The sequence below is a fragment of the Chlamydiota bacterium genome, assembly GCA_012729785.1.
GTDB lineage: Bacteria > Auribacterota > Tritonobacteria > UBA1439 > UBA1439 > UBA1439.
Map to the genome: position 1 here is coordinate 22,632 of JAAYCL010000015.1, position 16,011 is coordinate 38,642.

Annotated in this window: 8 protein-coding genes; all 8 read left to right on the forward strand. The window is 71.2% G+C overall.

The genetic code is table 11. The annotated features are described in order from the left end of the window. Positions 1-2 precede the first annotated feature (2 nt). The 8 genes from GXY35_03380 (at position 3) to GXY35_03415 (ending at position 15,985) form a co-directional block, all read left to right on the forward strand. On the forward strand, positions 3-2,426 hold the full coding sequence (locus GXY35_03380; GenBank protein NLW93630.1) for a tetratricopeptide repeat protein: 2,424 nt from the start codon (positions 3-5) through the stop codon (positions 2,424-2,426). Next, positions 2,423-4,624 carry a DUF2723 domain-containing protein gene (locus tag GXY35_03385; GenBank protein ID NLW93631.1) on the forward strand — a complete coding sequence of 734 codons (2,202 nt, stop codon included), beginning with the start codon at positions 2,423-2,425 and terminating at the stop codon, positions 4,622-4,624. Before GXY35_03380 ends, GXY35_03385 begins: the two co-directional genes overlap by 4 nt. A gap of 96 nt (positions 4,625-4,720) precedes the next feature. Continuing rightward, positions 4,721-6,571: a hypothetical protein gene (locus tag GXY35_03390; protein NLW93632.1), complete on the forward strand. Its 1,851-nt coding sequence runs from the start codon at positions 4,721-4,723 to the stop codon at positions 6,569-6,571. Beyond that, entirely contained in the window at positions 6,568-8,376 is a 1,809-nt protein-coding gene (locus tag GXY35_03395; GenBank protein NLW93633.1) for a hypothetical protein, read from the forward strand. The genes GXY35_03390 and GXY35_03395 overlap by 4 nt, the downstream gene beginning before the upstream one ends. 181 nt (positions 8,377-8,557) lie before the next feature. Next, positions 8,558-10,168: a glycosyltransferase family 39 protein gene (locus GXY35_03400; GenBank protein ID NLW93634.1), complete on the forward strand. Its 1,611-nt coding sequence runs from the start codon at positions 8,558-8,560 to the stop codon at positions 10,166-10,168. Continuing rightward, on the forward strand, positions 10,165-11,136 hold the full coding sequence (locus GXY35_03405) for a hypothetical protein (GenBank protein ID NLW93635.1): 972 nt from the start codon (positions 10,165-10,167) through the stop codon (positions 11,134-11,136). Before GXY35_03400 ends, GXY35_03405 begins: the two co-directional genes overlap by 4 nt. Beyond that, positions 11,133-13,514, forward strand: coding sequence for a YfhO family protein (locus tag GXY35_03410; GenBank protein NLW93636.1), 2,382 nt, complete (start codon positions 11,133-11,135; stop codon positions 13,512-13,514). The genes GXY35_03405 and GXY35_03410 overlap by 4 nt, the downstream gene beginning before the upstream one ends. 71 nt (positions 13,515-13,585) lie before the next feature. After that, complete coding sequence (locus tag GXY35_03415; GenBank protein ID NLW93637.1) at positions 13,586-15,985, forward strand: YfhO family protein; 2,400 nt, start codon at positions 13,586-13,588, stop codon at positions 15,983-15,985. Positions 15,986-16,011 lie beyond the last annotated feature (26 nt).

The window sequence follows — 16,011 nt, forward strand, 5'->3', positions numbered from 1 at the left end:
CGATGCACGCGCCGAGTCCGGTCGTCTGGAAGGTACCCGTGAACCGGCTGCTCGTTCTCCTCTTCGCCGCGGCAATCTTCCTCTCGGCGATGACCGACCTCCTCGGTCTCGACATCTGGTGGCACCTCGCCGTGGGGCGCCACCTGGTCCAGACGCGCTCGTTCCCCGCCCGCGACATCTTCTCCACCACCGGCGCCGCCTGGGACAACAAGGAGTGGCTCTTCGGGATTTTCGTCTATCTCCTGCACCAGGCGGGCGGGGTCGGCCTGATGACGCTGGCGAAGGCGGCCCTGTTCACCGCCGTCTTCCTCGTCCTGTACCTCGTGGCCGCGAAACGCTCGAAGAACCGGTACCTCTCCCTCGCGGTGGTCTTCCTCGCCGCGCTCGCCTGCCGGGTGCGCCTCGCATTCAGGCCGGAGCTCTTCAGCTGGCTCTTCATCGCGCTGCTCCTCCTCTTCATCGAGCAGTTCCGCGAGGGACGGAGGCGGCCGCTCTGTTTCTTCCCCCTCCTGATGCTCTGCTGGGTCAACGTGCATCCGCTCGCCTTCGTCGGCCTCGGCATCCTGGCGGTGTGCCTCGCCGGAGGGATCGCCGTGTGCCTCCTCCCGGGCCACGCGGAGAGAAACGGGTGGCAGCGCCTGCGGCCGGGCGACCTCGCCGGTCTCGCCCTGATTTTTGCCGCATCCTGCCTCGCGTTCACCTGCAACCCCATATCGTGGCGGAGGTTCCTGTCCCCGCTCGAACTGCTCACGAAGCACTCCGACTACCTCGGCGCGCTCACCGAGGCGGCGCCGCTCCCGCTCTTCCAGTTCCCCGCCTTCGCCTCCTTCGTGCTCCTGGCGGTCTTCACGCTTGTGATGTTCGTCACGAGCATGGACCCCGCGGACACCCTGCTCGTCGTCCTCTCCGGCGCCGCGTCGGTGGCCATGGCCCGCAACGCCCCGCTCCTCCCCGTGGTCGCGGCGCCGGCCATCGCCTGCCAGTTCGCCCGTTTCATCGGGCCGCTGGCGCCGGAGATCGCCGCATACCTCTCTCGCCGGCGCACGGCGGCGGACGCCGTCGTCGCGGCGCTGCTCGTCGCGGCGATGGCGTGGGCGGTCCGCCGGCCCGGGTTCGGGCTCGGGTACGGCGGCATCGTCTATCCCGAGGGGGCCGTGCGCTACGTCGAGACGGCGAAACCCCTGGGGCCGATCTTCAACAGCTACGACTGGGGCGGGTTCCTGATATGGAGGATCTACCCAGGGTACCGGGTCTTCATCGACGGACGGGGGCCCGATGTCTACTCGCCCGAGGTCTGGGCCGAATACGAGACGATCGAGTCGGCGAGGGAGGGATGGGAGGAGGCGCTCGACCGCCGCGGGGTGAACCTCGTCCTCGTCTCCACCGCGGAGAAACTCCATCCGCTCATCCGCGCCCTGAGCGCGTCGGGCGGATGGCGGCTCGGCTACTGGGATCTTCATTCGATGGTCTTTTTGCGCGACGTGCCGGGGAACCGGCCGCGCATCGCGGCGGTCCGGTACGCCGTCCTTGACACGGAGAGGATGCGGTTCAGGGGGTGGGACCCGTCGATCGAGCTGCAGATACTGGGCGAACTGGACGACTATTTGAAGGAGCACCCGGAGTCGGTCGAGGCGCGCGGGCTCCTCGCCCTTACGTACCTGAACCGGGGGATGGAGGACCGGGCGATCGAGGAGTTCGAGCGGCTGGCCGCCGCGAACCCCGCCCTCCCGAGAATCCACTACAACCTCGGGATGCTCCGCTCCCGCACGGGCGACGACGCGCGGGCGGCCGCCGACTACGAGAAGGAGATCGCGCTGGACGACTCGTTCGCCCCCGCCCACAACAACCTCGGGCGCATCCGGTTCGAGCGGGGAGACCTCCGCCTCGCCGAGAGATCGTTCAGGAAGGCGCTGAAGGCCGACCCGAACTACATCCACGCGATCAACAACCTCGGCCTCGTCTACCTCGAGCAGGAGGATGCCACGAGGGCCCTCGCCGAGTTCTCCAGGGCCCTCGAGATCGACCCCGCCTACGAACCCGCCGCGCGGAACATCGCTCTCGCGCGGGAGATCTCGTCGAACCCCGCCCGCACGCTCACCCGCATGGGGCAGTTCTACTACGCCCAGGACAACCTCGACAAGGCGGAACGGCTCTTCATCCGGGCGCTCTCGCACGATCCGCGGCACGCGGCCGCCATCGGCAATCTCGGCGTCGTGGCGCTCAGGAGAGGGATGCGCGAGGAGGCGATCCGGCGGTTCAGGGAGGTCCTCGAGATCGCGCCCGACGACGAGGGGGCGCGCCGGCATCTCGCGCTGGCGGAGGCGATGGCGGCCGGGGGCGGACCGTCCGCCGCTCCGCCCCTCTCGAACGCCGGATCGAACGCGGAGGCGCCCGCCCCGCCGGCGCCTCCCGGGGGGGGGCGGTGAAGAGGGGGGCCCTCATCGCCGCGGCGCTTTTCGCGGGGCTCTTCATCGTCTATCTCGCCTGCCTCGCCCCGAACTGGGGAGCGATGTCGCTCTTCAACACCTGGGACGGCCTCGAGTACGTCGTCTGCGCGAACCTCCTCGGCATCGACCACCCCCCGGGGCACCCGGCGTACATGCTCCTCGGAAAGCTCTTCACGATGCTGCCGTTCGGCGGCCCGTCATGGAGTATCAACCTCCTCTCGGCGGTCTTCGGGGCGGGGACGGTCGCCGTGCTGTTCCTTGCGCTGGTCGAGATGCACGCCCCCTCCCGCCGTGCGGGGGAGCGCGGCGCGCCGTCGTGCGGACCGTTGCGCGAGGAGTGGTCGGGCCTCCTCGTCGCCCTCGCCGCCGCGCTGACCTTCGCCTTCTCATACGTCTTCTGGTCGCACTGCGAGATCCCCGAGGTCCACACGCTCTTCCTGTTCCTGACGGGGGCCTCCGTGCTCGGCGTTTTGAAGTGGCACGGCGGCGGCCGGGAGGGGTGGCTCGCCGTCTCCGCCGGAGCGCTCGGCCTCGCCCTCGGCGTGAACCTCCTCGGCGTCCTCCCCGTCCTCATCCCCGTCGCGGCGTTCGCGCTCGCCTCGGCCCGCGTGCGCGGCGTCCGCCCGCGGTGGGCGGTCCCCGCGGCGCTCCTCCTCGCGGGGGCGCTGTCGTACCTCTACTACCCGATCCGCCTCGCCGCCCGGCCCGGCATCTACAGCCACCCGATGAACTATCTCTGCCCGTTCGAGATGGGGAGCGCCGCGTGGTACCGGTGGTTCCTCTCGGGGAAGGCGTGGACGGGGGGGACGATGTTCTTCCTGAACCGCCTGCTCCCCAACGTCCCGCTCTATCTCACGTACGCCGTCCCCGACGTCGGGTATCCGCTCTTCGCGCTCGCCCTCGCGGGAATCGCCCTCGCCGCGGCTGATCTCCACGCGTGCGTCGCGGCGCTCAGGCGCGGCGACCGTGCCGGGGCGGCCGCGCGCCTGCCGCTCCCGTTCCTCGTCGCGCTCTTCGCCCTCTCCTTCGTCCCCGAGATCTCCATCCACGACCCGAGCAATCCGCGCGCGACGGACTACCTGGCCAACTTCTTCCTCCCCTCGATCTTCCTCCTCGTCTTCCCGGGCGCCGCCGTGGCGCTGCGCGTTAACGAATTCATGTTCAACCGCTCGCTTCAGGCTGCAGGACTGGTGTGCATCGCGCTTCTCATCGCGCTGCTCGCGATGCCCGCCGTGCAGGTCGCGCGGAATTATTCGCGCTGCGATCTCAAGGGCGAGGAGTGCGCCTACGTGCTGGGGAGGCGGACGCTGGCGCAGCTCCCCCAGGAGGCGGTGATCGTCTCGAAGCTCGTATACGGCCTCCTCGACGCGTACTTCAGCGAGGTGGAGCGCGCCGTCCCCCCCGACAAGATATCGCTCCTCGACCCCGAGGTGGTGGGCCGGGAGCTCGCGCGCGGGGGCGCCGGCAAGGACCTGTTCGCGCGGAAAAACCGCCTGATGCTCGACGAGATCTCCCGCCGGCTCGCCGCCGGGAAGGCCGTCTTCATCGCGGGCGACGTCGTGGACGAGGACAAGTCGCCCGAGAAGCTCCTCCTCTCCGATCTCGACCTCGCCCCCTGGCGGCCAAACCTCCCGCCCGAGGAGGCGTGCCTGGTCTTCCCGCGCGAGCTGTTCCTCTGCCGCGTCGCCGGCCTGCGCGGGGCGCAACACGTCGACGGCGTCCCCGCGGAGGCGCCGCGAGGGATCGCCAACGACGGGGCCTTCTCCAACGGCATGGAGCTCCTCGGCTTCCACCCGGAGCCGCCCGACAGGGGTATCCGCGGCGACCTGCTCTCCCTCGCCGTCTACTGGAAGACGTCGGCGCCGGTGGCGGGGGAGATCTACGCCGGGATCTTCTTCCTGGACCCGATGCTGCGGAGGATCGGCGAGCCGTGCTGGCACACGGTGGGAGGTTCGTTCGGTCCGGAAAAGTGGGAGACGGGCGCCGTGGTGCGGGAGCGGGTGGATATCTATCCGCCTCCGCTCCCCCCGGGGCGCTACCTCATGGCGATCGGGCTGGTCGGGGCCGACGGCGAGCGGATCGGCTACCTGCCGAGGCGCGCGGAGACGCCGGGGAGGGCGTATGATTACATGGTGCTGGTCCCGTACGATCAAGGAGCGCCGCCGCGCGCGGGGTAGCGCCCCGGCGCGAGAAGGGCGGGGATCCGGCGATGCGCGCACCCCCCCTGTCCCCGGCGCGCCGCCTCTCCCCGGCCCCCCGGGGGTCGAGAGACGATGAACCGCATCTGCGCCGGAATTAAACGGATCGATTTCCACGCGGCGGCGTCCCGGGCCGCCGTGGCGGGCGTGGCAACCCTGTTCGTGCTCGTGCCGCTGGCGTGGTGGCCGAAGGACCCGTACGGGCTCGTCAAGTGGACGCTGGTCGGGATGGTCGCCACCCTCGCCGCCTCGCTGCGTCTGGCGTCGTTTCTCGCGGCGGGGGAAACCCCGTTCCGCCGTAACGCGATGAATCTCCCGCTTTTCCTCCTCCTCGCCTGGTCGTGCCTCTCGCTGTGGAGCGGTCCGCCGGCGTACTACGTCCGCTGGCGGCTCTGCGAGCTCCTGTTCTTCGCGCTCCTCTACGTCGCGCTCGTCGCCGGCGCCGACACCCCCGGGCGGAGGACCCTGGCCGCCGCGGGGGCGCTCGCGGGCCTTGCGGCGATCTCCCTCCTCGGCATCGGCCACTTCGCGGGGCTCTTCGGCGTGGAGAGCCCGTGGGGGACCGGGCTCGGCCGGCGCGTCTACGCCACGATGCTCAACCCCAACTACCTGGCGGATTTCATCGTGGGCCTCTTCCCCCTCTCCCTCGCCTTCTTCGTCTTCCACGCGCCGCGGCTCCGGCACCGGGCGGTTTTCGCCGCCGTCGCGTTCGTTTCGTGTGCCTGCCTCCTCTTTACCGTGTCGTGGGGCGGCTGGCTCGGCTGGCTTGTCTCGATCGGCGTTCTGGCGGGGTTCGCGAGGGGGAGGTGCCGCCGGGGCGCCGCGCTGCCGCGTTTCGCGGCGCTCGTCGCGCTCCTGTTCGCCTGTTTCGGCGCGTTCCTCTTCGCGAACCGGCACACCGTCGCCGCCGACTACACGGGCATGCGGACGCGCCTGCTCTACTGGCGGGCGTCGTGGGCGATGATCCGCGAGAGGCCGGTCGTCGGGCACGGCCTGAACAGTTTCCAGCCGTATATCTCCAGGTACCTCACGGAGATCGTCGCCGCCGATTTTCCCGGCGGCGTCCCCGAGGGCGGGGTGACCGTCTACGAGGGGAACTTCGCGCACAACGAACTACTGGCCACCTGGCTCGAAACGGGCCTGGTCGGCGTCGCCCTCCTGGCCTGGCTCCTGGGCGCCTTCTTCTCCCAGGCGGCGCGGAACCTCTCCCGGGACGCGGGGCCGCTCGAGGCCGCGCTGAACGTCGGGGCGGCGGGCGGCGTCGCCGCGATGCTCGCGCAGGGGATGGTCAGCTACCCGTTCCGCGTCCCGGCGTCGATGACGGCGCTCGCGTTCCTCTTCGCCGTCGTCGGGAGCGGGGCGGCGACCGTTCCGCTCCGGCTCTCGTGCGTCCGCCTCCCCGCCGCCGGGCGCGCGGTGCTCGCCCTCCTCGCCGCGGCGGCGGGGCCGGCGCTCCTGCCGGCGATCGCCTCCCCGCTTCGGGGGGAGCGGCGGTACGTCGAGGCGCGCTACGCGTCATTCGCCGGCGCGTGGGAACGGGCGCGCAGCCGCTGCCGCGAGGCGCTCAGGCGCTCGGTCACCGAGCCGGAGGCGTACGACCTGCTCGGCGAGGCGGAGGAGCGGTGCGGGTCGCCGGGTGAGGCGATCGAGGCGTACCGGCGGAAGCTCGAACTCATGCCGTTCGACGTGCGCGCCCACACGAGGCTCGGCGTCCTGTATTCCCTCCTCGAAATGGAGGCGGAGGCGGAGCGGCACCTGCGGGAGGCGGTATCGCTCGAGCGCCACGACTCCGCGGAGGCGCGGCTGCGGCTGGCCCGGATGCTCTCGCGCCGGGGCGGGGAGGCCGAGGCCCGACATCTCCTCGAGGAGGGGAGGCGCCGATTCGGCGCGAACCTGCGGGCGGGGAACGCGGGGGGGAACCGATGAGCGCCGACGCACGGAAACCGCTCGTCGCACCGCTCGTCGCCGCCCTGTCCCTCGCGACGTTCTGCCTCGCCGTCTTCGAGATCACCGAGCACGACTACTGGTGGCACCTCGCCACCGGCAACTATATACTCGAACATCGCCTCGTCCCGCGCATGGATGTCTTTTCGTATACCGCCACGCTCCCGTGGGTCGCCCACTACTGGCTCTCCGACCTCCTCGGCTGCGCCCTCTTCCGCATCGTCGGCACGCCGGGGCTGATCCTTCTGAACGCCGCCGCCATCGCCGTCTCGTTCCGGCTCGTCTACCTGGCTGCGCACACGGCGGGCGGAGGCGGGACCGTCGCGGCCGCCGTGACGCTCGCGGCGGTCTTCGCGAGCCGCCCGAGATTCTACGTGCGGCCCGAGACCTTCTCGTTCGTTCTGCTGGCGCTCTACCTGTACCTCCTCTCGCGCTGGAAGGTCGGTCGGTGCGGGAACCGGATCCTTCTCCTCCTCCCTCCGCTCCAGATGCTCTGGGCCAACCTGTACGGCGGCGGCTCCATACTCGGCCTGCTGCTCCTCGGCTGCGTCGCCGCCGGCGAGGCGCTGAACGCCGTCTTTTGGCGCCGGGGGGCGCGGGGCGCGGTCGTGCTTGCCGCCGCGGCGCTGGCCGCATTCCTCCTCTCGTTCGTCAACCCGAACACGCACCGCGTCGTCTTCTACTTCTTGATGAGCCGCGATCCGATCTTCCGGCACATCGTCGAGTGGCGGCGTTTCGGCCTCACCGATCTCCTCTCCCTGCACGGCCTCTTCCTCGCCGCAGGCGTTCTGCTCCTCGCCCGGTCCTGGAGGAGGCCGGACTTCTCCGACCTGGCCCTGTTCCTCGCCTTCGGCGCGATCTCCATCGACGCCCCGCGTAGCCTCCCCTTCTTCGCGATGGTCTCCGTCCCGATCGTCGCCCCGCATCTCCGCCTTCTCCTCTCCCGGCCGCTGTCGTCCGGCCGGATCTCCGGGGCCTGGCGGCGGCACGGAACGGCGGCGCAGGGCCTCGCGGCCCTGGCCGTCGCCGGCTTCACCGTCTGGTACCTGTTCAGCGACGCGGGGCGGTTTGCGCAACAGTACCCGTTCGGCCTCGGGGTGAACTGGAAGCTCGTCCCCAAACAGGCGGTCGACTTCGTCGAGAAGAACCGGGTCGAGGGGCCGATCTTCAACTCGTACGGGATCGGCGGCTACCTGATCTGGCGGCTCCACCCGCGGGAGAAGGTCTTCGTGGACGGGCGGGTCGAGATGTACGGGACGGAGTTTCTGGAGACCTACATGCGCTACTGGATGCCCGAGGTCTGGGACGGGTACGTCGAGCGCTACGGCATCTCCTGCGCGATCATCGACCGGGAGCCCGACTACACGACCCGCCACCTCGACGACAGCCCGGACTGGGCGCTCGTCTTCTTCGACGACCGGGCGATGGTCTACCTGCGAACTGTCCCGAAAAACAGGCCCCTGATCGAGCGGCACCGCTACCGCTACATCAGGCCCGCCGAGCCCAGATTCGCCTACCTCGATCCGCTCCTCGCGGACCCGGCGATCGCCTCGGCGGTGACGGCCGAGCTGCGGCGGAGCCTCGGCGACGAGCGGTGGAACCTCAACACCCGCCTGATGCTCGGCTACTGCTACGCGCGTCTCGGCGGGGGGTTCCTCCCGCGCGCCCTGGAGGAGTACCGCCGCGCCGCGGCCCTGATGCCGGAGGGGAGGGACATCCGGGCGAAGATCGCGTGGATCGAGAACGAGATGGCCGCGGCGGCGGCGCGGCGGGGGCCGGCACAATAACGGTATCCGTCGAACGGCATTTGCCGCGGAGATCACGGAGGATGCGGAGGCAGGAAGAGTCGTCAGCCACGGATCGGCACGGATGGGACGGATCTTCACGGATATGGAAGATGTATCCGTGTCGATCCGTGAAATCCGTGGCAGATCGGATCTAGATGCGCTTCGGGGACCTGATTTGAAGATGAAACACGCCAGGGTGCTCGTTTTTCTGATGGCGGCCGCGTTTCTCGCGCGGCTCCCGCTCTGCCTCGAGCCGCCGGAGGTCCTGATCCCGAAGGCCGTCTCGGACGACATGTTCTACTACCTCTGCCTCGCGCGGAGCGTCGCGGAGGGGCGGGGGGCGGCTGTGGACGGCGAGAACCCGACGAACGGCTTCCACCCGCTCTGGCTCCTCGTCCTCGTCCCGCTCCACGCGGCGACCGGCGGCGGGACGCCGTTCATCCACGGCGCGCTCGTGCTCCTGACGCTCTTCTCCGTCCTCTCCGCCTGGTTCCTCTACGCACTTCTCCGGCGCGCGTGCGGGGAGTGGCCGTCGCTTCTCGCCGCGGTCGTCTGGCTCTGCTGCCCGTACGCGGTCATCGTCGGCCTCTCGGGCGTGGAGGCGCCGCTCTACGTGCTCCTGCTCGGGGCGGTCTCGTGCGCCTACCTGCGCGCGAGGGGCCGGGGCGTGGGCTCCTATTTCGCCCTCGGCCTCCTGGCGGGCGCCGCCGTGCTCGCGCGGCTGGACGGGGCGGTCTTCGCGGCGGTCATCGCGCTGGATATGGCTGCCGGGGCCGGGGCGCGGGGGGCGCCTGTCGGTACGCGGCTGCGCCGCATCGCGGCGTTCGCCGCCGGCTGCGCCCTCCCGCTGCTCCCGTGGCTCTGCTGGTCGTACGCGCGCACCGGCTCTCTTCTCCAGATGAGCGGGAGCGCCATCTACCACCAGCAGCACGTCCTCTTCCGGGCGGCAAACGCCCGTGCGCCGTGGGGCGCCTGGGCGCTCTCGTGGCTCTCGAATGTCGCGGCCAACATCCGCGGCTCCTTCGCGACGGTCGCGGTCATCTCGGGCCTTTGCCCCGCCGCGGGGCTCGCGGCCGGCGCCCTGTGCGCCGCGCTTGTCGCCGCGGCCGCCGCGAAGGACCGCGTGCTCTTCCTGGATTGGCTGCGGCGGTGCGCCGTCCTCGCGTTCCTCTTCATCTACGGCCTCGTCGTCTTCCTCCTCTACTGCGCGTACCTCTGGTACAGCCAGGACTGGTACTTCTACTCCGTCGTCTTCACGGCGTGCGCGGCCTTCGGCTGCGTCCTCGACCTCGCCGGCGGCGTCTTACTGCGTTCCCTGCCGCGCGCCGCGCGGACGGCCGCGTGGGCCGCGCTCGCGGTCTGCCTCGCGGGCTTCTTCACGGAGAGGAGCGTCTCCTGGTGGGGCCGCGGCACGCGCGGCTGGCAGCTCGACATGTACCGGGCGGCGCGCTGGGCGGCGGAGAACCTCCCGCCGGAGGCGCGGATCGGCTCGTTCAACTCCGGGATCGCGGCGTGGTATTGCCCGCAGACGGTGATCAACCTCGACGGGGTCGCGAACGGGGCTGCCTACCGGGCGATCACGGCGGGCAGGATCTTCGACTACGTCCGGGAGGAGCGGATCACGCACCTGATCGAGTCTTCGATCTCCCTCCGGTTCCGCGCCGCCCAGTCGCCGTCGAGCCCCCCGCCGCCGCTGCGGATCCTGCACGCGGAGGCGTCGTACCCGGAGGCGCGGAGGCGGGGGAACCCGGTGGTCGTGTACGAGGTGCGCGGAGGGGGGAGGGGGCGATGAAGAGAGCGGCGGTCGGGGCGGCGTACCTCCTCCTCGTCTTTATCGCGTCGTACTACTTCACGAACCTCTGGTTCGAGCTGAACTGGGAGTTCCGAGGCGCCCCGTGGGCCGACCTCGTGCGGGGCACCGCCCCGACGCCGTTCCAGTACCGCGCGCTCATCCCGTATCTCGTGCGCGCCGTCTCGGGGATGCACGCGGGGGGGCGCGCGCTCGTCACCGCGGGATCCCTCTTCTTCTGGATCCAGTGCGCCTCGACCTTCTTCCTCGTCCTCGCGACCGGGTGGTGGCTCGCGTGTGTCTTCCCGCGGCGGGGCGCCCGCGTCCTCGCCCTGTCGATCTTCCTGGTGCTGCCGTTCAACTATCTCCTCGACCGCTTTCTCGCCCTTCGCTACCCGTCGGATTTCCCGTCCCTGCTCTTCTTCACGCTGGGACTCATCTTCATCCGCCGGCGGCGATGGGGCTGTTTCTATCCGCTCTTCGTCATCGCCACGTTCAACCGCGAGACGACGCTGTTGTTGACCGTCATCTACCTGCTGACCGCGTGGGGGACGGAGCCGCGGCGCGCCGTCGGCATGCACCTGCGGCTCCAGCTGTCCCTCTGGACCGCCGCGAAGGCGCTCCTCTTCGCGGCCTACCGCGGCAACCCGGGGAGCGAGTTCGTCCAGGCGCACGTTTGGCAGAACCTCGAGTTCCTCTCGAACCCGTCTGCATGGCCTCTCTTCTTCAGCAACCTCGGCTACCTGTGGCTGCCGGTGCTCCTGTTCCGGCGCCGCATCCCTGACCGGTTCCTCCGCCGGGCGGCGCTGGCGGTCTACCCGTACGCGATCGGCATGTTCCTCGTCGGCAACATGTACGAGCTGCGGATCTACGGCGAACTGATCCCCCTGGTGCTCCCCGCATTCCTCCTCCTCGTCCGCGAGTTCGCGAAGGAGGATGCCCCGCGCCCGAGGGAGGGGCGGACCGTATGAAGGGGGGGGGCTTTCCCGCGGCGCGCGGCTTCCATTGGGACGCCGCCTGCATCGTCCTCCTCTGCCTGCTCGCGGCGTGCGTCTTCAGGGCGGGGCTCGACCCGCGCGCGCCGGTCCTCCTCGGCCACCCCACGCAGGCGGACGTCACGCATCAGTTCTACCCCTGGCGCGCGTTCGCCGCAGACGAACTCCGCCGCGGTTCCGTTCCGCTCTGGAACCCGTACGTCTGCTGCGGCCAGCCGTTCGCCGCGGGCTGGCAGTCGGCGGTCTTCTACCCGCCGAACCTCGCGTTTCTCATCCTCCCCGTCCACGTCGTCATCAACTGGGGTTTCGCCGGCCACCTGATGCTCGCGGGGGCGTTCACCTTCCTCTATCTCCGCCTCCTCGGGGCGGGGCGCTTCGCCGGCCTCGTCGCGGCGATCTCGTTCACCCTCTCCTCGACGATGGTCTTGCGGGTCTTCGCCGGCCATCTCTCCCTCGTCTGCGCGGCGGCGTGGTTCCCCGCGCTGCTCCTCGCCGCGGAGGGGTGGCGTCGCGGGCGCCGGCTCTCCTGGGCGCTCTTCGGGGGAATCGTCTTCGGCCTGCAGATTCTGGCGGGCCATCCGCAGGTGGCCTACTTCAGCGCCGCGGGATGCGCCTTCTACCTCGCCGCAGCGGTTCTCTTCTCCCCCCGCGGCGCGCGGGGGAGGGAAGCGGCCGGGGCGGGCGTCTTCCTCGCCGTCGTTGCGCCCCTCGGCGCCTCGCTCGCGGCGGTGCAGCTCATCCCGGGGATCGAGTTCGTCGCGAACTCGATCCGGGGGGCGGAGGCCGGATCGGGGGCGCGGATGCTCTCGTTCCCGCCGGAGAACCTCGTCACCTTCCTGGTCCCCGATGCGCTCGGGGATTTCGTCGGAATCTTCTGCTGGGGGCGGCGCTTCCTCTGGGGCGAAGCGGTCTACCTCGGCGTGCTCCCGCTTGTGATGGCGCTCGTCGTCCTGTTATTTCGCAGAAACCGGACGACGGCGGTTCTCGCCTGCCTCGCCCTCGCCCCGCTCGTCCTTGCCCTCGCCGCGGGCGTCCCGTCCGCCTCGCCGTTGCTGGAGGCGATCCCCGGTCTCGGTGTCGTCCAGGGCCCCACCAAGGCGCTCTTCATCGCCGTCTTCGCCCTCTGCTGCCTCGCGGGGCTCGGGGCGCAGCGCGTGCTCGGCGAACGCGCGGCGCGGCTCGGAGCCGCGGCAGCCGTTCTGCTCGGACTCGCCGCCTTCTGCGGCGTCGAGGCGTTCCGAACGGACGACGGGCCCTCGGCGTGGCGGGCGCTGGTGGGCTACCGGAAGGAGGCGGACCCGCGCTACTGGCGCGTCCTGGACGACCCGGCGTTTCTCCTGGAGGCGCGCGGCGTCTTCCGGGAGGGGATGCGCCGGCTCTCGATGCTTTTGACGGCGTCGGCGGGGGCGCTCCTGCTCGCCTCCCGCGGGAAGTCGAACCCCCGCCTCGCGCAGGCGGCCATCGCGGGACTGGTCGTTGCGGATCTGTGGAGCTGGAACGCCCGCTTCATCGCCACGGTGCCCGTCTCGGCGTGCCGATGGCCCTCGGGCGTCGTGCGCCTCCTCGCCCGCGGGGGAGGGGAGTGGCGCGTCACGCGGGATCCCCGTAGCGCCGTTGCGGGGATCAACCAGAACATCGTCGACCGGATCCACGCCTTCGAGGGGTATGAGACGGACGAGGTGCGCCTCTTCGGCGAGTTCAGGGGCTTGTTCGATCCGGTCGCGGACGGCGCGGCGGGGATGTTCCGTTCGCCCGCTTCGCTGAAGGCGGCATCGCTTGCCTCCGTCCGGTACCTGATCGCCCCCGCGGCGGCTCCCGATCCCGCGCCCGGCGCGCCGGTGCGCCGCGACGGCGCCGGGGTGCGGATCCACGAGAACCCCGTTGCCTTCCCGCGTGCGCGGGTGGTGCACCGGGCGATGGTCGTACCCGTCGAGACGCAGGCCCTCGCTCTGATCCGATGGCCCGGCTTCGACCCGCGCGGGGAGGCGGTCCTGGACGCGGCCCCCGGGATCGTTCTGCCGGGCGGCCCGCCGTCGGCGGCCGTGATCGCGCGCGACGAGCCCCGCGAGGTCGTTGTGCGCTGCCGACTCGACGCGCCGGGGGTTCTCGTGCTCGCCGACACCTGGTATCCCGGGTGGCGGGCCACCGTCGACGGCGCGGATGCGCCGATCCTCAGGGCCAACCACGCCTTTCGCGGCGTGGCGCTGGGCAAGGGCGCACACGAGGTCAGGTTCATCTTCCGTCCGGCCTCGTTCATGTTCGGCGCGTGGCTGAGCGTCCTCGCCGCGGCGGGGACCGCGTGCGTGTTGCCGCGGGCGTTGAGGCGACGGGCGGCCCCGCGCGCGGGCGGCTGAGGGGCGGTTCCTGCGCCTGAGGGGCGCTTCTGGTATACTCGCGGGGCCGCCGCGCGCGGCGGGAGGAAACGATGCGGGACACGATTCGACTGCGGGACCGCCACTGCATCCTCCTCCTTGCCGCCCTCGCCGCCGCGCTCTTCCGGAAGGCGCTCTTCGGGGGGGCGGTGATCCTCAGCCACCCGGTGTTCCTGGATCTCACGCACCAGGTCTTCGCCTACCGGCGGTACGGATTCGGCCTTCTCCGTGAGGGGATCGTCCCCCTCTGGAACCCGTACAACTTCTGCGGCGCGCCGTTCCTCGCCAACTGGCACTCGGCGATCTTCTACCCGCTGAACGCGATCTTCCTCCTCCTCCCCGTCCACACCGCGCTCAACTGGTCGATCGCGTTCCACTTCTTCCTCGCCGGCGCGCTCACCTACGCGTTCGTGCGCCTCGTGGGTGGAGGGCGCGCGGGCGCGCTCCTGTCGGCGGTCGTCTTCGTCCTCTCCGGCCCGTACATCCTTCAGCTCTTCCCCGGCCACATCTTCAACCCGCTCCCGTGGCTCCCGCTCGCGCTCATCTGCGGGGAGATGGCCGTGCGCCGGCGGCGGGCGGTCTGGTGCCTCCTCGCGGGCGTCGTCCTCGGCGTCCAGATCCTCGCGGGGCACCCCCAGTACATGGCGTACTGCGCCGGGGCGCAGGCGCTCTATATCCTCTTCCGCGCCGCCTCGGAATGCCGGGGGGAGGGGGCCGCGCGGCCGCTCATCGGCGCCGCCGCGGGGATCGCCCTGATGGTCGCGACCGGCGCGGCCCTCTCGGCGGTGCAGCTCCTCCCGGGGCTGGAGTTCGCCGCGGAGTCGGGGAGGGCGGGCCTCGCCGGCCCCGCCGCGGTGCGCGACAACTCGCTCCCCCCCGAGAACCTAGCCCTGCTGGCCGTGCCGGGGCTCTTCGGCGACATGCAGGGGGTCCGGTACTGGGGCCGGTGGCTCTACTGGGAGACGTGCATCTACGTCGGCGTTCTGCCGATCCTGCTCGCGATCCTCGGCGCCGTGCGCGGGCGGTCGCCTGTCTCGCGGTTCTTCGCCGGCCTCGCCCTGCTCACCCTCGTCCTCGCCTTCGGCGCCTACTCGCCGCTCTTCGGCTTTCTCTACGCGCGCGTCCCCGGTTTCTCCATCTTCAGGGCGCAGGCGAAGTTCGCCGTCCTCGCCGCGTTCTCGATCGCCGTGCTGGCGGGTTTCGGCCTGCGCCGTCTCCTCGACGGTGCGCACCCGGCGCGCGGCTCGAGGCGCGCCTGGGCGACGGCCGCGTGCCTCCTCGGCGCGGGGCTGGCCTTTCTCTGCGCGGCCGCGGCGGCTACGGGGGGGGCGGAGTCCCCGCTCTGGGGACGTCTGGTGGAGTACCGCAACGCGAGGGGGTTCGAGGGGACGCCGCCGATCCACCCCTCGGACACGGCACTGCGGGCGGTGGCATACCGCACGGCGCTGCGCGGGGGGCTCGCCGCCGCAGGGCTCCTCCTCGTCTCCGGCGGGATCTTCTTCGCCGCGGGCCGGGCGAGACCCGCCCTGCTGGCGGCCGCCGTGCTGTGCGTCTCGCTCGGAGACCTTTGGCGTTTCGGCGCGCCGTATATCGTCGCGAGTCCGCTCGAGGTCTGCTTCTGGCCCCGAGGGCTCGCCGAGTTTCTCCGTCTCGACCGCTCGGCGTTCCGCGTGGCCGCGCCGAACATCGGCGTGCCCGGAGCGATGCAGAACATCCACGAGCGGATCTCCGCGATCGACGGCTACGAGACGCTGAACATCCGCAGATACAAGGAGTACGTGGACGCGTCGCAGGGGAGGGCGCCCGGGGGCCGGCTCGACTTCGCGATCGAAAGGATCGCGCCGATGCTCCGGGCGCTCAACCTCAAGTACGTGCTCCTCCCCGCGGGCGATCCGCCCCCGGGCCCGCCGTTTGGCCCGGTCTTCGCCGACGGGCGCACCGTCGTCCACGGCACGAACGACCCCCTGCCGCGTGCGTTCGTCGCGCACCGCGCGCGCCTGATCCCCGATCGCGACGCTTCGCTCGCGGCGCTGAAGGAGCGCGGCGCGGCGGTCCTGGACGAGGTGATCCTCCACGCCGACCCGGGCGTTCGCCTCGACGATCCCGCGCCCGGCGCACCCCCGGGCCGCGCCGGGGTGGTCGCGGAGGGGCCCAACGAGGTGCGGATCGAGGCGGCGCTGGACCGCCCGGGGTTCCTCGTCGTGCACGACGTCTACTATCCCGGCTGGAGGGCGTACCTGAACGGCCTGGAGGTGCCGATCCTGAGGGCGAACCACGCCTTCCGTGCGGTGCACCTCGGGAAGGGGCGCCACGAGGTGCGCTTCGTCTACGCCCCCCGCTCCTTCGCCGTCGGCTGGCGTGTGAGCGCCGTTTCCGCGCTCCTCGTGACGGCGGCGCTCCTCCAGGCGGCACTCGACGCGCGCCGGCGGACCGTTTCGGCGGTGCGGCGGTGAGGCCGCTCTGGTATCATTGAGCCCGC

Bases quoted from the DNA above. Each gene is read 5' to 3' on its own strand.
- GXY35_03380 (NLW93630.1), top strand. From the start codon at position 3: ATGCACGCGCCGAGTCCGGTCGTCTGGAAGGTACCCGTGAACCGGCTG.
- GXY35_03390 (NLW93632.1), top strand. From the start codon at position 4,721: ATGAACCGCATCTGCGCCGGAATTAAACGGATCGATTTCCACGCGGCG.
- GXY35_03395 (NLW93633.1), top strand. From the start codon at position 6,568: ATGAGCGCCGACGCACGGAAACCGCTCGTCGCACCGCTCGTCGCCGCC.
- GXY35_03400 (NLW93634.1), top strand. From the start codon at position 8,558: ATGAAACACGCCAGGGTGCTCGTTTTTCTGATGGCGGCCGCGTTTCTC.
- GXY35_03405 (NLW93635.1), top strand. From the start codon at position 10,165: ATGAAGAGAGCGGCGGTCGGGGCGGCGTACCTCCTCCTCGTCTTTATC.
- GXY35_03410 (NLW93636.1), top strand. From the start codon at position 11,133: ATGAAGGGGGGGGGCTTTCCCGCGGCGCGCGGCTTCCATTGGGACGCC.
- GXY35_03415 (NLW93637.1), top strand. From the start codon at position 13,586: ATGCGGGACACGATTCGACTGCGGGACCGCCACTGCATCCTCCTCCTT.